Raw genomic sequence first — 17,203 nt, 5'->3', positions numbered from 1 at the left:
CTACGGGCGATCCAGGCACTGCAGGGGCAATCGGAACTACCGGCGCTACCGGGGCCACCGGGGCAACTGGAGCTACTGGGGCGACAGGAGCTACCGGCGCTACCGGCCTGACTGGGGTCACTGGCGCTACCGGCCTCACTGGAGCTACTGGGGCTACTGGAGCCACTGGAGCCACCGGGGCTACCGGGCTCACTGGTGCAACAGGTGTCACTGGCGCTACTGGAGCTACCGGGGCTACTGCACCACAGGGCCTCGCCGCTTATGCTCACATTTACAATAAAAGTGCACAAATAGTCCCAGTTGAAACCGATGTTAACTTTGAGGCTAATGGTATCATAATCGGCTTTACTCACTTGCCGGGCTCACCTACCCTTACCTTTGAAAGCAGCGGTACTTATCTAATAAACTTCTTCATCTCAACAAACGAAGAAAGCCAATTTACGCTTTTCCATAATGGCACCGCTATTCCCTCCAGCACTTTTGATATCAGTACCTTTAACGCGGTTACAGGCATGATCATACTCACTGTTGCTGCCGGACACACCTTAACCTTAAGAAATCACACCAGTAACACATTAAGTACACCTCCTGGAACAGTCAATCTACGGATAGTCCCTCAAAGCATCCAAACAGGCGTTAATGCTGCAATAACAGCACTGAAGCTCACCCCCTAACCCGGCAGTACTTAAAGGGACCTGCAGCATTGCAGGTCCTTTCAACTTACCTATTGTTTTCTTCCTGGTTCTGTATTATATTCATCGTATAACAACTATATGGAGAGGACAAACATATGAAAACAATACTAATCCGCTGCCTTGCCAATATGCTGGGCTTCTACATAGCCGCCGCCTTGTTTCCGGCCATCCAGGCCGCCTCCCTGGAGAGCTTTTTCTGGGCAGGCATCGCCCTGGGCGTGCTCAATTTGTTTATTAAACCGCTGCTGGTCTTAATCTCCCTGCCGATCACCTTTCTTACTTTGGGGCTCTTCACACTGGTGATCAATACTGTGCTAGTCATGATGACTGAGCACCTCATCAGCGGCTTATTCATCCCGTCCTTTGCGCTGGCTTTTGCCGCGGCCTTTATTATATCTGTGGCAAACATCATCATGAACGGCCTATTTGATTAAAAACTGCCCTGCAGCTCAGCTAAGAGCCGCAGGGCAGTTTTTTATTTAAAATACTGGTCTTTTTATTTTGAACAAATTATCGTGCCGTTAGCTGCAGTGACCGCATGGTATGCATTCTCCAATGATGTGATAATAGCTTCCCGGCCAGGCCCGGATGTAACGAACTTAACAGCCGCCTCGACTTTGGGCAGCATCGACCCCGGGGCAAAGTGCCCTTCCGCCATATAGCGATGCGCGTCTTCAATGGTGATACGTTCCAGCCATTTTTGATCCGGTTTGCCAAAGTTGACGGCAACACGGGGTACTGCCGTCAAAATAATGAGTGCATCCGCATTGATAACATCAGCCAGCTTGGCTGCTGCTTTATCTTTATCGATCACTGCATCAACACTATGAAGTATCCCAGCTTCACGGTATACAGGGATACCCCCTCCTCCGCAGGCAATAACAACATCGCCGTTGTCCATGAGGCAGCGGATGGTCCCTTTCTCCTTAATATCAACCGGTTCGGGTGAGGGTACAACCCGCCTGAAGCCTCTTCCCGAGTCCTCCACGAAGGTGTAACCCTTCGCCTGCTCAATCTCTTTAGCTGCTTCTTCCGAGTAGAATAAGCCAACCGGTTTAGTGGGGTGCTGGAAAGCCGGATCGTTTTGGTCAACAATGACCTGCGTGATAGCGGTAGAAACATGTGTGGCCAAGCCTTGTTCAAAAAATGTATTCTGCAAGGCATTTTGCAAATGGAACCCGATATAGCCCTGACTCATACCACAACATTCGGCAAACGGCATGGAGGAGACATTTGAATTTTGCTGGTAGGCGAGCTCAAAGGCTAAATTAATCATACCAACCTGAGGGCCGTTACCATGGACAATGACGATTTTATAACCGTCCTTGACAAGATTTACAATATGATTGGCTGCAGCCAGTACAGCCTGTTTTTGTTCACCAGGAGTATTACCGAGCGCATTGCCCCCTAAAGCAATAACCAACTGTTTGTTCATATTACGCTCCTAGTTATAGTGATATATCGCGGTTGCAATCTTTGGAATAAACATAAGCAAACTCTTCGTCACGGCCCACGGCATAGCAGGCTTGCAGACAATAGGCGCTCATGAAAATATAGTCGCCTTTTTGCACGGGAATCCAGTCATTATCCAGATTGTACATGCCTTGCCCACTCAGGCAGTAAGCGCCGTGCTCCTGAACATGTGTCTCCACATAGCCATGAGAAGCACCGGGCTTGAAGCTTAGAATGTGAAAATTGCAGTCAAAGGCCAGGTCTTTGGGTAAAAAGTCTTTGACTAAAACATCTTTCATGCCTTCGTACTGTACCCATTCCATGTCTTCTGTGTTGCCTGTAACAACATACGGTTCATACCCTGCCAGACGTTTATAAACGCGCTTATACAGGAACGCTTTTGCGGCTTTACCGCTTTTATTCTGGAAATAAAGCTTGGTGCCGGGAGGACAATACACAAAACCACCCTTGCTTAACGAATGAGACTGTTCCCCGGCTTTAACCGCCAGGCTCCCTTCCAGCAAGTAAAACAGGGTTTCAACCCCTTCGTCACCAAAGCCAAGTTCATTCTTGCCCCCGTCATGAATGGTAACAAGGTAATCGACAAAGCTTGCACCCAGCTTGGGTGAGCCGAGAATGGTGACATCGCAGTTATCAAAACCGGGAATGACATTTTTGACCAGGCCATCCGGGTCGAGCAATACATAATTATCTTTCTTAACCACAGACCGATTTGTTAACAGATCTTTTCTATAACCGACAACATTATTAAGGTAGCTCATACATTAACCTCCCTATTAATTACAGCTTTTTGATTTCTTGCTTTACTCACACTGCTCCTTTTCTTGATTGATTAAAAATTCTAATCCTAAGAAAAACCCAAACAAGGTATCATCGCCTGAAGTATGACCAAAAGACCTTACTTCGGTTATCGTTTTTGCTATTGCATTTATCTCTGTATGATCTATCAGCTTTACCAGCCGTATAAGCGGCTCACTCGCATATCCTGCCAATAAGGCACCGAGATAGGCTACGCTGATCAAGGTTGATTTATCGTCAGTGACCTCCATCGCCAGCGCTTTCTTCCAAGCATTAAATTGACCAAACAGCATAAGCGCCAGGGTGAATCCGATGAGAATGTCATCGCCGCTGGGTGTCAGACCCTTGCCTCTGCCGGCAAAAAAATTGATAATCATGGAATTTATATTCCAATTTTCTTTGTCGGAGTGCACTAACAGCTCTACATACTTAGTGGTTTTTTCGTCGAGCTCAAGACCGATAACCTTCTCAAATTCAATTGCTGCCAAAGATTGATACAGCAGGCTATCCGGTATTGCTTTCACGCTGCAAGCTATTTGGGGAAGCCTTACATCTATTTCTGCAAGATCTTGATAACAAACAGTGCTTACTCCCAGACCGCTGTAAAAAATCAACTTGCTCCGCTTGTTTACAACCAAATCCCCGGTTTTCACCACACTCAGCAGCTGCTGCAATTTCTCTTCATCTATATTCAGGCCAAAGGCAGCTAACGGAGTTGCACAACGACCGATAAAAATTAAATGCTCTTCTATTTGAATATTGATTCCGTTATTAAATTTACTGTGGACTTTCCCTACGCTAAATTCTTTAAGATAGAGAGGCACTAAATTACTCATTGCCTCTCTATGATTTTTCATTTCCTTGCTATTCAACTTCTATCCCTAGTTTTTTCGCGTAAGCAGTAACTGCTTTTTCAAAGCAGGCCAATGGCGCGCGTACCGTTCCGGCTCCGATTTGGCCTACTCCCGCGTTTTTATGGGCTATGCCTGTATTGATGAGCGGTGTAATACCCGTTTCAACTACTTTTCTGGCATCGATCCCAAGGCATGCCCCTCTAAAGTCCCAGGTAGGAATGCTCCAGTTTGCATTGTTAGCAATACAGATTTCATTCATTTCACTGGACACCTTCCATGCATCCTGGAATCCGCCTGCACCGACAAATCTGGTAACACCGGGAGCTGCGATCATTGCCATGGCACCAACCCCTACTGTTTCGGTAATGGCGCTGTCGCCGATATCCGGATTGGCGTCATCTGCCGAATAGCCGGTAAAGTACAGTCCATTGGGCGTGTTAACCGGTGCCGTGAACCATTCATCTCCCATGCCGCTTATCCTTACACCAAAATTCTGTCCATTCCTGGCCATGGTTGTTACTATCGTACCACTTGTCACCTTACGCGCACAATCCACGATCGACTTCCCCGCCGCCATCATGACATTTAAGAAAAATTGATCGGTATCGGCCAGGAACTTGATTACACTGTATTTTTCTTGTTGGTCAATGTCAAGTTCTGTGATTAGCGGAGTCACATCTTTCATGAAAATAAGGGAAGCAGCTATATTTCTTTGATGGAATTCATCACCCATGGTAATGGCTTTGGCGATGAGTACATTCAGATTTAAGCCGCCTTCTTTACGTTTCAATGCCTTCGATAACACCGGTCCTAATGTATCCCTCATCCAGCGTAATCTGGCTATTACCTCTTCCGAATAAGCACCGAAGCGAAGCACTTTGCCGATACCTTCGTTCATTATGCAATAGGCAACGGAACCATCCAGTTTGTTTTCCACGACCATAACCGGCATGTTGCCTGAGGTAATCCCGCCCATAGGACCTACAGCGTTTACATGGTGGCAAGGTGAGAATTTTACGCCGCCATTTGCCAGCAGTTCTCTGGCGCTAGCTTCATCCGGCGCCCAGCCTTCAAATAATACCGCGCCGATACAAGAACCTTGCATCGGGCCTGTCATATTTTTGTATTCAATAGGTGGACCGGCATGGAGCAGCACTTTATCCTGCAAGATTTCAATCACTGATTTTGCCGGGACTACGTCAACCAGGAATGGCTGTGAGTTTTTCATCCGGTCAATGACTTCATGATTGGCTGCTTCAACTTCTGCAATTTTGGCAAGAGAGTTTAGGATCTTAATCAGTCTTTTATCGCCTCCAGCCGCCGGTTTCCAGTCGTATTGTACCGCGCTGCCGCCGTAAGTCAGAATTGATTCGGTGAAGCTGGCAAGACCAATATTGACAATACGGGGTTTGGAGTTTAAGAGATCCATTACACTGTCACTGACCGCAGGCAGCGCTTTCTTGGCTGACTGTGCAGCTACTACATATTTATCTGCTTCTTTATAGTCTATCCCTTTTAGCTTAAGGGCCAGCCGGACCGCCTTGGCATTGCTTTCTTCTACCAATACACCGCATTCTTTCAGTTTATTGATTGCTGCCTGGTAGTTTTGCGGGTCATGTGCCGTTCCGCAAACAGTCGCTACAACATACAGTTCCCGGCCATTTTCTTTGGCCGTTTGTATTGCTTCCTTGATTACATCGGCTAAGGCTCCGGCCATATCCGGATGCGAACCGTAGCCCAATACGCAGTCCAGCAGGATTACGCCGGTGTTTTCGTCCTTGGCATATTCTTTTATTTTATGTATTCTAACCTCCGGATCGATCATGGGATGTGGTTTACCCTGCGTGTAAATGTCATCGCCCAAATCCATTACTTCGTAACCATTGGCGTTAAGGAGATACCCCTCCTGTTTGATCAATTTACCGAGCCCTAACGCTTCAGTGATAAGCATGGCTGCTTCTGCACCAAGCGTACCGCCGGAATACAATCCCTTTACCGTTTTTTCGGGCGTCAGCGGTGTCTTTACCTCGCAGCTTATTTCTTCCATATAGTTAGGCTTAACCGGTCTGTTCTTGGCAAGGTCTAACGCAATCATTGCCGTTTCTTCCAGCGTATGGGCCAAATACACATTGCCCTCGTGGTGATCCGGCTTTTCGCCGAGGAATATAGCGACTACTGGTTTTGAAAGACTATGCAGCAGTTCTACAATTTCATCCCGGACTTTGGGGGCCGGCGGTTTTGAAATTACGACAATAACATCGGTAGGATCATGCAGTTCAAGTCCCAATATGGCATCCCGGACGGTTATGGCATTAACCTCTGCGCTTAGATCACGACCGCCTGTTCCGATTGCGTGGACAACGCCACCGCCAAGTCTGTCAATGATCGTAGTAACCTCTTGTATACCTGTCCCCGAGGCCCCGACAATGCCGATATTGCCGGGTTTTACGACATTGGTGAACGCAATAGGAACGCCGGAAATAATGCCGGTGCCGCAGTCAGGCCCCATCAATAACAATCCCTTGTCATGCGCTTTCTGCTTAAGCCTTACTTCCTCTTCCAACGGAATGTTATCAGTGAAGGAAAATACGTTCAACCCTTTATCCAGCGCTTTTTCAATGTCGCCGGCAGCATATTCTCCGGGAATGGAAAACAGCGCTAAGTTCGCATCAGGCATTTGGGCTAATGCCGCATCTATGCTTGTTACACTTTCAATGGCAGTGCTCTTTCTTTTTACAGCCAAATCACTTAAGAACTTTTCCGCTTCACTAAGAACGGTTTCAATAATACTTTTATCTTCAGTTTCAACTACAATTACCATATCGCTAGGAGCGGCACTTCCTGCCTCAGCAGTAAGCAGTCCGCCATTATTAAGAATATCCTTATTTGCATCCGTCCCCATCATAATGGAACACTTTGCTATACCGGCAATAGTATTGATTGAATTTGTGAGTAACATAAGATTAATAGAGTCTTGATAACTATTTTTCTTAATTACTGTATATAGCATTTCCAAATCCCCTTCATTGTGCTAATATTTTGTTAAATAGCTCATCGTCATTATAGCACTTTTTTTTTGCATTATCATTGGTATAAAACATATAAAAAAAGTGTTTTTTTTATACCCTGAGGATAAAGGAGTAGGAAAGTGAATATCAAAGATATCTTAAAAATGCCAACTCTTTATAGCGCAAAATTATTAGCCGGTGAAAAAGGCATTGTAAACAACATAACCGGTGTTAATGTACTGGAAGCAACAGATATAGCAAACTGGGGGCGTCATGGTGAAGTAATCCTCACCAGTTTTTTTGCCCTGCACAATTTGAGTGATAGTGAACTGGAAGTATTTTTTGAAAAACTCCACATTATTGGCATTAGTGCGATCATCATTAAAATTGATAGATTAGTTACTCACATCCCCAATAAACTAATTGAGCTATGTGAACTGCATACAATTCCCTTAATCCAAATTAACAAAGACGTAAAATATGAATCCATCATTCTCGAAATAGTAGGACCCATCATCAATGCAAATATTAATCTGTTAAATAAGTACTACGAAATCCATAGCGAACTGACTAAACTGGCATTGAAAATGCCGTCAATTGACGAGATATTATATGAATTTAAAAAAATGATTTTACGTGATGTAAGCCTTATTAACACAACAAAAGGAATTGAAATCGCAACAAATCGGGAACTCTCTAACGTGACAATCATAAGTACAAGCGAAGTGTTAACAGAGAAGTATGTCCATTTCAAATACGAACGTAATGGTGTGATCTATAACGGTACCAATCCTCCCATAACCGGCAAGCAGATTAGGGTCCAAATACCGCATCTTGGCTATGACGACTATGAATTGGTCATCCATGAGCTCCCGGAGCAAGTTAGCTCAGAAGATTTTATGGTAATAGAAAATGGCGTTAAATTTTTGCAAATGGAATTGTTGAAAAAATATGTAATCTCACAAAATCTATTTCAACAAAAAAATAACATTATCAGCGACTTACTCAATGACCGGCTTTTCGAAGAAAAAGATATCAATGAGGTTTTGGATTCCCTTACTATCAACAAATATAAGTACTATCAACTCATGCTGATCAAGCTTTATCCGCGGGACGAAAAGAAAAATGTAAACAAAGACCTTCTCCCTCAAACACTACGTCAGATTAGACTTAAAATTAGAGACAGTTTAAAAGATATCGTTTTCCTGGAGAGATTAGATGTAGTCGTATTTATCCATAATTTTAATGATGTTACTGCCGGAATTAATCCGCATACTATCGAAAAAAAGATGAATACACTGGTTCAAAATAATGTGTTTAAAGATTTTTATTATAATGTGAGCATAAGTTCAAAAGTTGAAAAGCTTAGCATCCCCCAGGCAAACAGAGAAGCGTTAGACACAGAAAAGATACTACGACTATTTTATAATCCAAATAATATCTTGCTGTACGAAGACTTGGGAATTTACAAACTGTTCCTGGATTCCAACAACTTGGCAGACCTTAAGAAATTCATATCAGCGAGGTTAACTACTTTTAAATCCCAGTATCCGCTGCTATTTGAAACTCTGCATACTTTTCTCGATACAAATCAAAATTATATTCTCACCTCTGAAAAACTGTATCTTCACCCCAAGACAGTACGATATCGAATTGACAAAACAAAAACGATTCTTAATGTAAATTTTGCAAACCCGGAGGAATTGCTGCAAATTCAAATAGCAGCGAGACTGTTTAAATTGATTGACGGGAGAAAAACGAATGAATGAACCGGAAGTTTATAGCTTTGTTACAGAAGAAAATACAAAACTAAAGGCAAATTTGCATAGAGCACACACTACCAGAAAAAATGTTACGATTATCTATTTACATGGCGGCGGAATGTTATATGGCGTAAGAGACGACCTTCCGGAAGTTTATATCAATAAATTTTTACATGCCGGATATGATTTTTTGGCGTTAGATTATCCTTTGGCACCTGAATCAAAATTGGATCAAATTCTAAGCTCAGTTTTCGACATACTAACCTTCTATATAAAAAATGCGGATAGTACGTTTACGTTGAAAGATAATCAATATGTGCTGTTTGGCAGATCGGCCGGAGCCTATCTCGCTTTTATGCTTTGCAATGCATTAATTAACAATAATATACTGCTGCCAACTGCACTCATAAGCCTTTATGGCTATACAAAACTAAACGAAATTGAATTCAACACACCAAGCAAGCATTACAACAAGTTAGCCAAAGTACCGGAGGACAGCATAAAAAAAATCATCGCTGACGGCCCGGTGACCTATGGCCCGATGGATTCCAGATTGGCCCTGTACATAAAGGCCAGACAGGATGGAACGTGGATAAACTACCTTTGCAGCCCGGAAGATCCGGCAAAATACTCGTTAACGAACGAAACGCTCCGTTCTTTTCCGCCAACAATTTTGGCAGCATCCACCTTAGATCCCGATGTGCCTTTCCGAATGAGCAAGTCGCTCCTTAAGTTCATTCCAGATTCACATTTGATAACGATTTACAAAGAAGTCCACGACTTTGACAGGGATCTAAACGATGAGTCCGGAAGACTGACGTATGACGAAATAATCGAATGGCTGGATGATAGAATATGACTTCGATTGCAGAACTGTTAAAAATTCAGCCTTTTTCGCAAATGGTTGTTTTGAACCGCCTTGCCGATTTGACCCGCAAAGTGGACAGTGCCGATATTTCAGAGACTCCGGACATCACTAATTTTATCAAACCCCATTCTCTGCTGATAACAACCGGTATGGCCTTTAAGGATCATCCATCCGCCTTCTGTCAGATGATCGAGGATTTAAATCGTGTGCCTATTGCCGGAATCTGTGTAAAATTAGGCCGGTTTATTGACAAGCTCGATCCCACGATTATCGAAACAGCCGATAAACTTGGCTTTCCGCTCATTCAGGTACCTAGTTCCTGGACGCTTGGCATAACCTGCCATCAATTCCTCTCGTACCTTTGGAACCTGGAAAACGAACAGCTGTTAAGTGCTCTAAAAATCCAGCGTGAATATTCCCATATGCTAGTACAGGATACACCGCTTGCTACCATCCTTGCCCATCTCAGCCGAACGATCCGCCAGACCGTATTTGTAACAGACCCTTTTTTTGAGATAATCGAAACCTCCCTGCCGCGGGGTAAGAAAACACCAGAAATGCAGCAGGCGTTGGCTGCAATCAAAGACAGCAATACTGTTAAAGCCTCACCTTCGGCCGCCATACCCTCTTCACTCTATATTCAGGCCCCTCGTCCGTATACTGCATGGATCTTTCCTGTTTGGGCCGCCTCTGTCTATCCCCATTTGCTTATTGTGCTGGAAAAGGAAAAAATTCCTTATCCCTTCTCCTATCTTGTCATTGAGCAGACTGCCGCTGCTGCCGCTTTCTCCCTTTATAAAAACCAGAAACTGAGAGAATTGCATCGTCGGATGCAGGAAGATGCTGTGCGGCGCCTAACTCACAGTACCAGCAATGTTGACAACTCAGTTTTTCTGGACCAGGGTGTCGGCCTTGGCTTAATAGCCTCGGATTATTACCGGTTCCTAATCATCGGCATTGACGATTTAATGACAGAAAAAAATTCTACCCAGTCTGATCTGTACTCGCTTGTGTATGATTGGTTGGAACGCCATATTGAAATGTTAGGTAAAGATACGCTTTTGTTTTCCTGCCAAAAAAGCGAAAAGATAATGGTACTCTTGCAAAAACCTGTGGAGAACTTAGAAAGTGCCATTGCTGCCATTAGAAAACAAATGACCACCTATCTTTCCATCTCCATTTCCTGTGCTGCAGGCAATCCCGTTAATGCGCTCCAGTCTGTCGCCTTCTCCCGCATTGAGGCCGAAGCCATTTATCATCAATGCAAGACGGAGGGTATGAAAGCATTCTTCCGCACCTATTTTTCTCAAGGCGTTTCCGAACTATTGCGCTTTGTCCCGCAGGAACATGCCCGCCACTTCTGTACCTGCGTGTTAAAATCCCTGGCTTACCCTGAGCAGGAAACGCAAATCATCCTCCGGCAAACACTGCAAACCTACTTAAATTGCCAGGGTGATATTGCGGAAACGGCCCGGGCCCTCTACATTCACCGTAACACAGTAAAATACCGGATAGCCCGATTAAATGAACTGTTAGACACCTCCCTTTCCAATCCCGATTATTCTTTGCAGCTTCGGCTTGCGCTGCTGCTTTCCGAAGCATAAGGGCCAGCTTGGTGCCATAGGAGAAAGCAAGTAACGATAGAGAAACAGGACATGACTTGTCGTCATATCCTGTTTTTTTGTATGCTATATCCCTGTTCATACCGTTTATTTAATTATACGCTTTATAAGCGGTCCCGACATGCCCAGGAACAAAACCAGTATCCCTATCATAGCTCCGGCACTGCTGCTGGCATGACCACCAAAGTATAATACTGGAAAAGACAAAAGAATACATACTGGCAAGAATGCCACTAGCTGCTGCATTTTTTCTCACCACCCGAATTGGTATGAGGCAAAAACAACTGCACCAAATATCGCGCACAGCAGCAATGCCCCTCCTAAAACCTTACTGATAACAAGCCCTTCCTGGCCCAATATCCCGGCAGTAGTCGTCCCTAACAAAATCTTGCTAGGCGCAATAATACTGCCAATAGCACCGCCGACAGTCTGTGCCGCAAGCAAAGGAACCTTATCGATCTGCAGCATCAATGCCACCTTTTGCTGAAAGCTGCCAAATAATATATTCGAAGACAAATTGCTGCTGGTCATAAAGGTTCCTAACAGTCCGATAAACGGAGAAAGCAGCGGGTAAATGCCGCCAGTCACTGCAGCGACTCCCTGGGCCAGCACCGTTGTCTGACCTGTTTCATCCATAACCTTAGACATAGCCGTCAAACCTATTACAGCAATAGCGGAAGGGATTGTTTTGTTGAGCGAATTTTTCAGTATGCGCTTCATGCCGCCTGCTTGTATATATCCCCATTGTATATAGCAGATATAGCCGACGATACCAGCTAATAGCAAAAAGGCTCCGGAATGAGTAAGCGGCGCAAGTGGTGCATACGCTGAGTAGCTATGGGTTTCAAAGCCTAGTGCTGTATTTTTTCCGGCAAAGGCTAGTGAAAGCTTCCATTGCCCGAGATAGTTCTTGATATTGTCGTTCAGTAACACAACAACGGCAATGACAATCAAAAACAAATACGGCATAAATGCCTGCTGAATATTCATTCTACTGCCTGCTGCCGTATTATCTGCCTTTTCTTCAGCCGGGTCAAATAGCTCCACCGGCTGGCGATAATACTCCAGTCTGCCAATGACAAATATCAGTCCCAGCGATAAAGAGGCAACAACAAAGTTGCACAGCATAGGATTCAGCAATGCAATTCCCATTTGCCCCGCACCTTGCAAAATCCCCAACAGGATTACAGTAACGGCGTTACGTTTTACCCCACGGGACCCGCCGGCCAATCCGGCTATCAGCAGTCCGGCTATGAGATTGACAATACCTAACATCGCGGTAGTCCAGATAATGGCTCTGTTCATAGTCAACGGATCACTAACATCCACCTGGCTGATTAATCCATCCCAGGCTAACCCTAATGTTCCGAATGTATTACCCCAGGCCTGGCCCAGCAAAGTAATGAGTACGGCTGTCAACGGTTTTACACCCATGCCGATTAGCAGCGGCGCGCCGACAACTACCGGAACACCAAAACCGGTAATCCCCTGGAGGAAGCCGACGAAAACCCAGCCCACAGCCAAAACTTGCAGAACCTTGTCAGGCGTAAAGCGCTGCATGCCTTCCCGAATTACGGCAAAAGCGCCCGATTCCCGCGAAACTTCATAAATGATCAGCGCAGGAAATACTACTAAAACGATAGATAGCGAATACCACATTCCTTTAGCAACAGCTAAAGCAATCATATCGATTCCGCCGCCAAAAACAACATAGGCGATGAGTATGGAAAACAACAGTCCGGCCGATGCCGCCTCATCGCCACCCCATTTACAGTGAAGCAACAGCACTAGTAACACAAGTATCGGCACTAGGGTAGCAAACCACTGTCCAATATTTATCGACATATTGCTCCCTCCTAATCTTTTTAATGGTTAATCCGTGTTACCATGCTTGCGGCCACATAGTACGTATTACAGATTAGTTTGTTTACCTAAGTCCAGTTTTTTCTCAAATATAGTACCTATTTTGAAGTTAGAATCCTGATAGGCGTACTTCATTAACAGATAGTAAGAAATACCCGCTACCACAAAACCGATAATCCAGGCCAGCTCTACTTTCATAAAAGCGGCCCCGGCCCCAATCAGCATGGCAATTATTGCGCAAGGATTATAGCCCGCAAACTGACCGTCTTCCTTGTATAAATCAGCAATAACAACCGGCTGTCCTTTTCTTAAAGCATAAAACTCAAGTAACAAGATGGACACAATCGGCCCTAAGAAGGCAGAGTAAATCAGGATAAACAAGCCAAGCCCCTCGGCCGAGGAATCTTGTACCAGAACCCAGGGGCATGCCCCTAAAGCAAGTAAGCCCGATATAGTAACAGCTACTTTATATTTCAATTTTGTAATTAAGGTAATTACGTAGGTTGGAGGAATAATATTAGCAACCATATTTACGGCAACCGCTCCCATAACAATAAAGGCCGATACAAATAAGGTAATATAATTGTTATTAACGACTATTGCAAACGCTTTAACCGGATTGGATATACCCGTTGCAGCAGCAAGCATTGCCCCAATACACAGTACAGAGCCATAAGCGACTACGATGGGGAAAAAGTATAACAAGCCTCGTTTGCCGTTACTAATTCCGGCTTTTAATTCCCGCGAATAGTCGGCTGCACTTAAAAAGATTGCTGCATAATTACCCATAAACATCATGATGAAGGCAAAAAACGGTAGTCCCCAGGTACCTTTGGCATGCACCCACTTCTCAACAATAACTGCACTGTGGGAGTTAAGCAGAACTAAAAATACATAAAGCAGGGCTAACATGATAACAGTGGAAATAACGGATTCAACCCATTTAATGGCATGAAAACCATAGAGTGAGAGAATGATTTGTACCACCTGCAGCACTACAAAACAGGCAAAAATATTATCAAAGGTGCCGCCTGTAACAATTTTGGCAATCTCATTTAAAGCCGTACCGCCAATCCAGCTTTGAAAACCATACCAGATGATAGCAGGAATCCCGCGCAATAAGGAAGAAATGACAGAGCCTTTTATACCGAAGGACATTCTGAGTTGTACAACATAGGGTATCCCTGTTTGATAGCCCATTCTGTCATTTAATGCAAAGACAGCTGAGATAATACCAATGGCAATAATGGCTGCTACAAAGGTCTGAAAGATGTTTAGGGTTGCGATACCGGCGACAACCAAACTTGATCCCAGCGTCATATTGCCTAGGTTAACACCATCCCCTAACCACATAAACATGTAATCAATTGGGCCTACGGTCCTGGCAGCGGCTGATTTGGGAATAAGAGATTCATCCACTCCTGCGCCGTGTTGGAAATTCGCCGTATTCGTGTCGTTGCTTCCCAAGTTTTCGCTCATTGAAAAGTCACACCTTCCCGCTCATTTATTTCCGTGCAATTGAGGTTACTTACGATTAGGTCTCAACTGTTTGCCAATAGGCTTAGAAACAATTTTGCCATCCTTACATATAGTTGTGCCTCTGAGAATGGTCTGCGTTACTGTGCCACGGAAATGGTCCCCTACATATGGGCTGACTTTATGCAGGTAAAACAAATCTTCAGCCTTTAAGGTAAAGGATTTCTCTACATCTACCAGAGCAAAGTCGGCATCATAGCCTATCGCAATTTTACCCTTCGATTGAATGCTAAAAGTTTCGTTAACATGTTGCGCAGTCAGTCTGGCGATATCGGTAAGCGGGACTTTGCGGTCATGGTAAGCATGAGTCAACAACCCTGCTAATGTTGTTTGGCAAGCCGATATTCCGCCCCAAACCTTTAAAAATTCACCATTTTTCAGGTTGGGATCACAGGGCGAATGGTCGGAGGATACAAAAGCAATTTCACCGTTCAGCAGTTTGGCCCACATCCTGGTTTGATTGTTCGCATCGCGAATAGGAGGCGAACATTTCGCTACCGTTCCCATACGTTCAACATCATCATCAGTAAGAATTAAATAATGACTAATTGTTTCGCAGCAAACATCAACTCCTCTGCATCTAGCTTGGCTAACCAGTTCAACTGCTTTGGCCGTGCTGATGTGAGCAATGATTAGTTTGCAGCCCGTCTCCTCAGCAAAAGCGATCATACGGGAAACGTTTTCAATCTCGGTAATCGGCGGCCGTGCTGCAAAATAATCCCGCACAGTTGTTTTATTGTTTGCTAAGGCCAGTGCTGTCAGATCTCTGGTGATTTCTGCGTTTTCACAATGAACCATCAGCGGCAATCCCAGTCTGGCTAGTTTTTCCATACCCACAAGTGCAGTGTAATCATCCGCTCTTTCAAATTCATCAATGCCGCTGAAGCAGGAAAATGCTTTAAACCCAATTACACCACACTCAGCCAACTCTTCCAGCTTATCCAGGTTCTTTGGTGTAAAGCCGCCCCAAAAAGCATAATCAACCAAAGAATCTTTTTGTGCCACTGCCAGTTTTGCTTTAAAGGTTTTGGCATCAAGTGTACAGGGACTGCAATTAAGCGGCATATCAAAGTAGGCCACGCCGCCCCCGGCCGCCAGGGCAGCGCTGCCGGTACTAATCGTTTCCCATTCCGTACGTCCCGGGTCGTTAAAATGCACATGACCATCTGTTAAACCAGGAAATACGTGTTTGCCTGCCGCATCAATCGTTTGTTTGGCCTCGCCGGTTATTTCGGCAGCAATCTCCACGATTTTTTCGTCACAAACAGCGATATCCGCCTGCTTAACGCCATCAGGACAAACCAGCATCCCTTTGCGAATGATTACGTCATAACGCTTGCTCAAAATAAAATGGCCTCCTTATTTATTTGATTTTGCCTACGAATTCACCATAGCCTTTCTGTCCAACCAGCTTGCCGTTTTCTGCTACAACCTTGCCTCTGACAAGTGTGCAAACAGGTAATCCCACGCCTTTTAAACCTACAAAAGCAGAAATCTGATTCACATAGCGCAAGGATTCGGAGGTAATTTCCCATGTTTTTTCCGGATCGAGAATAACAAGGTCGGCATCAAAGCCTACTGCAATTGCACCCTTTTTTCCATATATCCCGAATGCTTTTGCGGGCCCTTCACTCAATGATCTTGCGAGGATTGTCGGACAATATCCTCTCTTGTTGACCCCTTCGCTAAAAACGACCTGCATGGTGTTCTGAATACCGCTGATGCCGCCCCAGGCACCAAAGACACCGTGAGCCTCTTCACTTTTTTCACTGAGCTCGCAGGGGGAGTGATCGGAGCCAATACAGCTTAATGTTCCGTTGTTTACATACTCCCACAGTTCCTCTACAGCCTGCGCTTCCCGTAATGGCGGTGCACATTTGAATAAACTGCCGTTCTTAATTACATCCTGGTCGGTAAATGCGAGGTAATGTCCGCAAGTTTCACCGGTAACATCCACACCGTCAAGCTGGGCATCCCGTATAATCTTCGCTACCCGGGGATGGCTGACGTGACAGATATGAACTTTGGCATCAAGTTCCCGGGCGAGATCGATAATGTTCTTAGTTGCCACTATTTCGGCAATTACCGGCCTGGAATTGAGGAAATCCTGCCAGTTGTTTTTTTCCTTACGCTTGGCTCTGGCCTCTTCCCATTTGATTATGGAGTAATCTTCGCAGTGGAAACCGGCACGGGCGCCTACACCTTTTAAGATTTCCAGCGCTTCCTTGGCTTGCCCGATAGTAAGCGACACATAATCGGGAGAGACAGGACCGATAAACGACTTAAAGGCAACACAGCCTTTTTCATCAAGTTCCTCAAGACTATTTAAATTGTAATCAACCAGTCCTCCCCAAAAGCAAAAGTCCACATAAGCATTAGGAGCAACATGCAATAGCTTCTCTGCAAAGATATTTGCATCAGTCAACGCAGGCTCGTTCTGCAGCGGCATATCAACAATCGTAGTGAAACCCCCAACTCCGGCTGCAGCCGTTCCATGAGCATAATCCTCACGCCAGTTGTAGCCAGGATCGTTAAGGTGGGCGTGGCTGTCAATCGCTCCCGGAAAAACGTAGTTCCCTTTAGCATCAATCACTTTTTCGGCCTCAATCGTAACGCTCGGTTCAACTATTGCCGCAATTTTGCCTTCCTTAACACAAATACTTGCTGCAAAAACCCGGTCTGCGGTTACAACCCTGCCGTTTTTAATAACCAGACTAAACACG

The 17,203-nt window shown here is 44.9% G+C and carries 13 protein-coding genes and 1 pseudogene; 5 read left to right on the top strand and 9 right to left on the bottom strand.

Annotated features, from left to right (window positions below; all coding sequences use genetic code 11):
• Together RTR76_RS08550 and RTR76_RS08545 are read left to right on the top strand one after the other, a co-directional pair.
• Nucleotides 1-674, top strand: a pseudogene (locus RTR76_RS08550) (collagen-like protein); the annotation flags it as partial.
• A gap of 116 nt (nucleotides 675-790) precedes the next feature.
• Complete coding sequence (locus tag RTR76_RS08545) at nucleotides 791-1,129, top strand: phage holin family protein (RefSeq protein ID WP_312519225.1); 339 nt, start codon at nucleotides 791-793, stop codon at nucleotides 1,127-1,129.
• 62 nt (nucleotides 1,130-1,191) lie between these two features.
• Here the strand turns inward: RTR76_RS08545 and arcC are convergent, their stop codons facing one another.
• The 4 genes from arcC to fdrA are packed head-to-tail and all read right to left on the bottom strand — an operon-like array spanning nucleotide 1,192 to nucleotide 6,830.
• Nucleotides 1,192-2,130, bottom strand: coding sequence for a carbamate kinase (gene arcC, locus RTR76_RS08540; protein ID WP_312519221.1), 939 nt, complete (start codon nucleotides 2,128-2,130; stop codon nucleotides 1,192-1,194).
• A gap of 13 nt (nucleotides 2,131-2,143) precedes the next feature.
• Complete coding sequence (gene allE, locus RTR76_RS08535; protein ID WP_312519218.1) at nucleotides 2,144-2,929, bottom strand: (S)-ureidoglycine aminohydrolase; 786 nt, start codon at nucleotides 2,927-2,929, stop codon at nucleotides 2,144-2,146.
• A 42-nt stretch (nucleotides 2,930-2,971) separates the two neighbouring features.
• On the bottom strand, nucleotides 2,972-3,802 hold the full coding sequence (locus RTR76_RS08530; RefSeq protein WP_312519215.1) for a DUF2877 domain-containing protein: 831 nt from the start codon (nucleotides 3,800-3,802) through the stop codon (nucleotides 2,972-2,974).
• A 28-nt stretch (nucleotides 3,803-3,830) separates the two neighbouring features.
• Entirely contained in the window at nucleotides 3,831-6,830 is a 3,000-nt protein-coding gene (gene fdrA, locus RTR76_RS08525; RefSeq protein WP_312519213.1) for an acyl-CoA synthetase FdrA, read from the bottom strand.
• Nucleotides 6,831-6,968: 138 nt separating this feature from the next.
• Between fdrA and RTR76_RS08520 the strand changes: the two genes are divergently transcribed.
• Genes RTR76_RS08520 through RTR76_RS08510 form a run of 3 tightly spaced genes read left to right on the top strand, consistent with a single transcriptional unit; the run spans nucleotide 6,969 to nucleotide 11,063 of the window.
• Complete coding sequence (locus tag RTR76_RS08520) at nucleotides 6,969-8,597, top strand: PucR family transcriptional regulator (RefSeq protein WP_312519210.1); 1,629 nt, start codon at nucleotides 6,969-6,971, stop codon at nucleotides 8,595-8,597.
• Nucleotides 8,590-9,450, top strand: coding sequence for an alpha/beta hydrolase (locus tag RTR76_RS08515; RefSeq protein WP_312519207.1), 861 nt, complete (start codon nucleotides 8,590-8,592; stop codon nucleotides 9,448-9,450). The genes RTR76_RS08520 and RTR76_RS08515 overlap by 8 nt, the downstream gene beginning before the upstream one ends.
• Entirely contained in the window at nucleotides 9,447-11,063 is a 1,617-nt protein-coding gene (locus tag RTR76_RS08510) for a PucR family transcriptional regulator ligand-binding domain-containing protein (RefSeq protein WP_312519205.1), read from the top strand. The genes RTR76_RS08515 and RTR76_RS08510 overlap by 4 nt, the downstream gene beginning before the upstream one ends.
• 105 nt (nucleotides 11,064-11,168) lie before the next feature.
• On the opposite strand, the gene RTR76_RS08505 is transcribed toward RTR76_RS08510, so the two are convergent.
• From RTR76_RS08505 to allB (RTR76_RS08485), 5 genes are all read right to left on the bottom strand, one after another.
• Nucleotides 11,169-11,327: a hypothetical protein gene (locus RTR76_RS08505; protein WP_312519203.1), complete on the bottom strand. Its 159-nt coding sequence runs from the start codon at nucleotides 11,325-11,327 to the stop codon at nucleotides 11,169-11,171.
• A gap of 6 nt (nucleotides 11,328-11,333) precedes the next feature.
• Complete coding sequence (locus RTR76_RS08500) at nucleotides 11,334-12,926, bottom strand: L-lactate permease (RefSeq protein WP_312519200.1); 1,593 nt, start codon at nucleotides 12,924-12,926, stop codon at nucleotides 11,334-11,336.
• 66 nt (nucleotides 12,927-12,992) lie between these two features.
• The gene (locus RTR76_RS08495; protein WP_312519197.1) at nucleotides 12,993-14,423 is read right to left on the bottom strand and encodes an NCS1 family transporter; all 1,431 of its coding nucleotides are present in this window, start codon (nucleotides 14,421-14,423) and stop codon (nucleotides 12,993-12,995) included.
• Between the two features lie 45 nt (nucleotides 14,424-14,468).
• Nucleotides 14,469-15,824, bottom strand: coding sequence for an allantoinase AllB (gene allB, locus RTR76_RS08490; RefSeq protein ID WP_312519194.1), 1,356 nt, complete (start codon nucleotides 15,822-15,824; stop codon nucleotides 14,469-14,471).
• 19 nt (nucleotides 15,825-15,843) lie between these two features.
• Nucleotides 15,844-17,202, bottom strand: coding sequence for an allantoinase AllB (gene allB / locus RTR76_RS08485; RefSeq protein ID WP_312519192.1), 1,359 nt, complete (start codon nucleotides 17,200-17,202; stop codon nucleotides 15,844-15,846).
• Between the last annotated feature and the right edge of the window lies 1 nt (nucleotide 17,203).

Source organism: Anaerospora sp., assembly GCF_032013335.1.
In the GTDB taxonomy this organism is placed as follows: Bacteria; Bacillota; Negativicutes; order Sporomusales; family DSM-15969; genus Anaerospora.
This window is presented reverse-complemented; position numbering and strand designations above follow the sequence as displayed.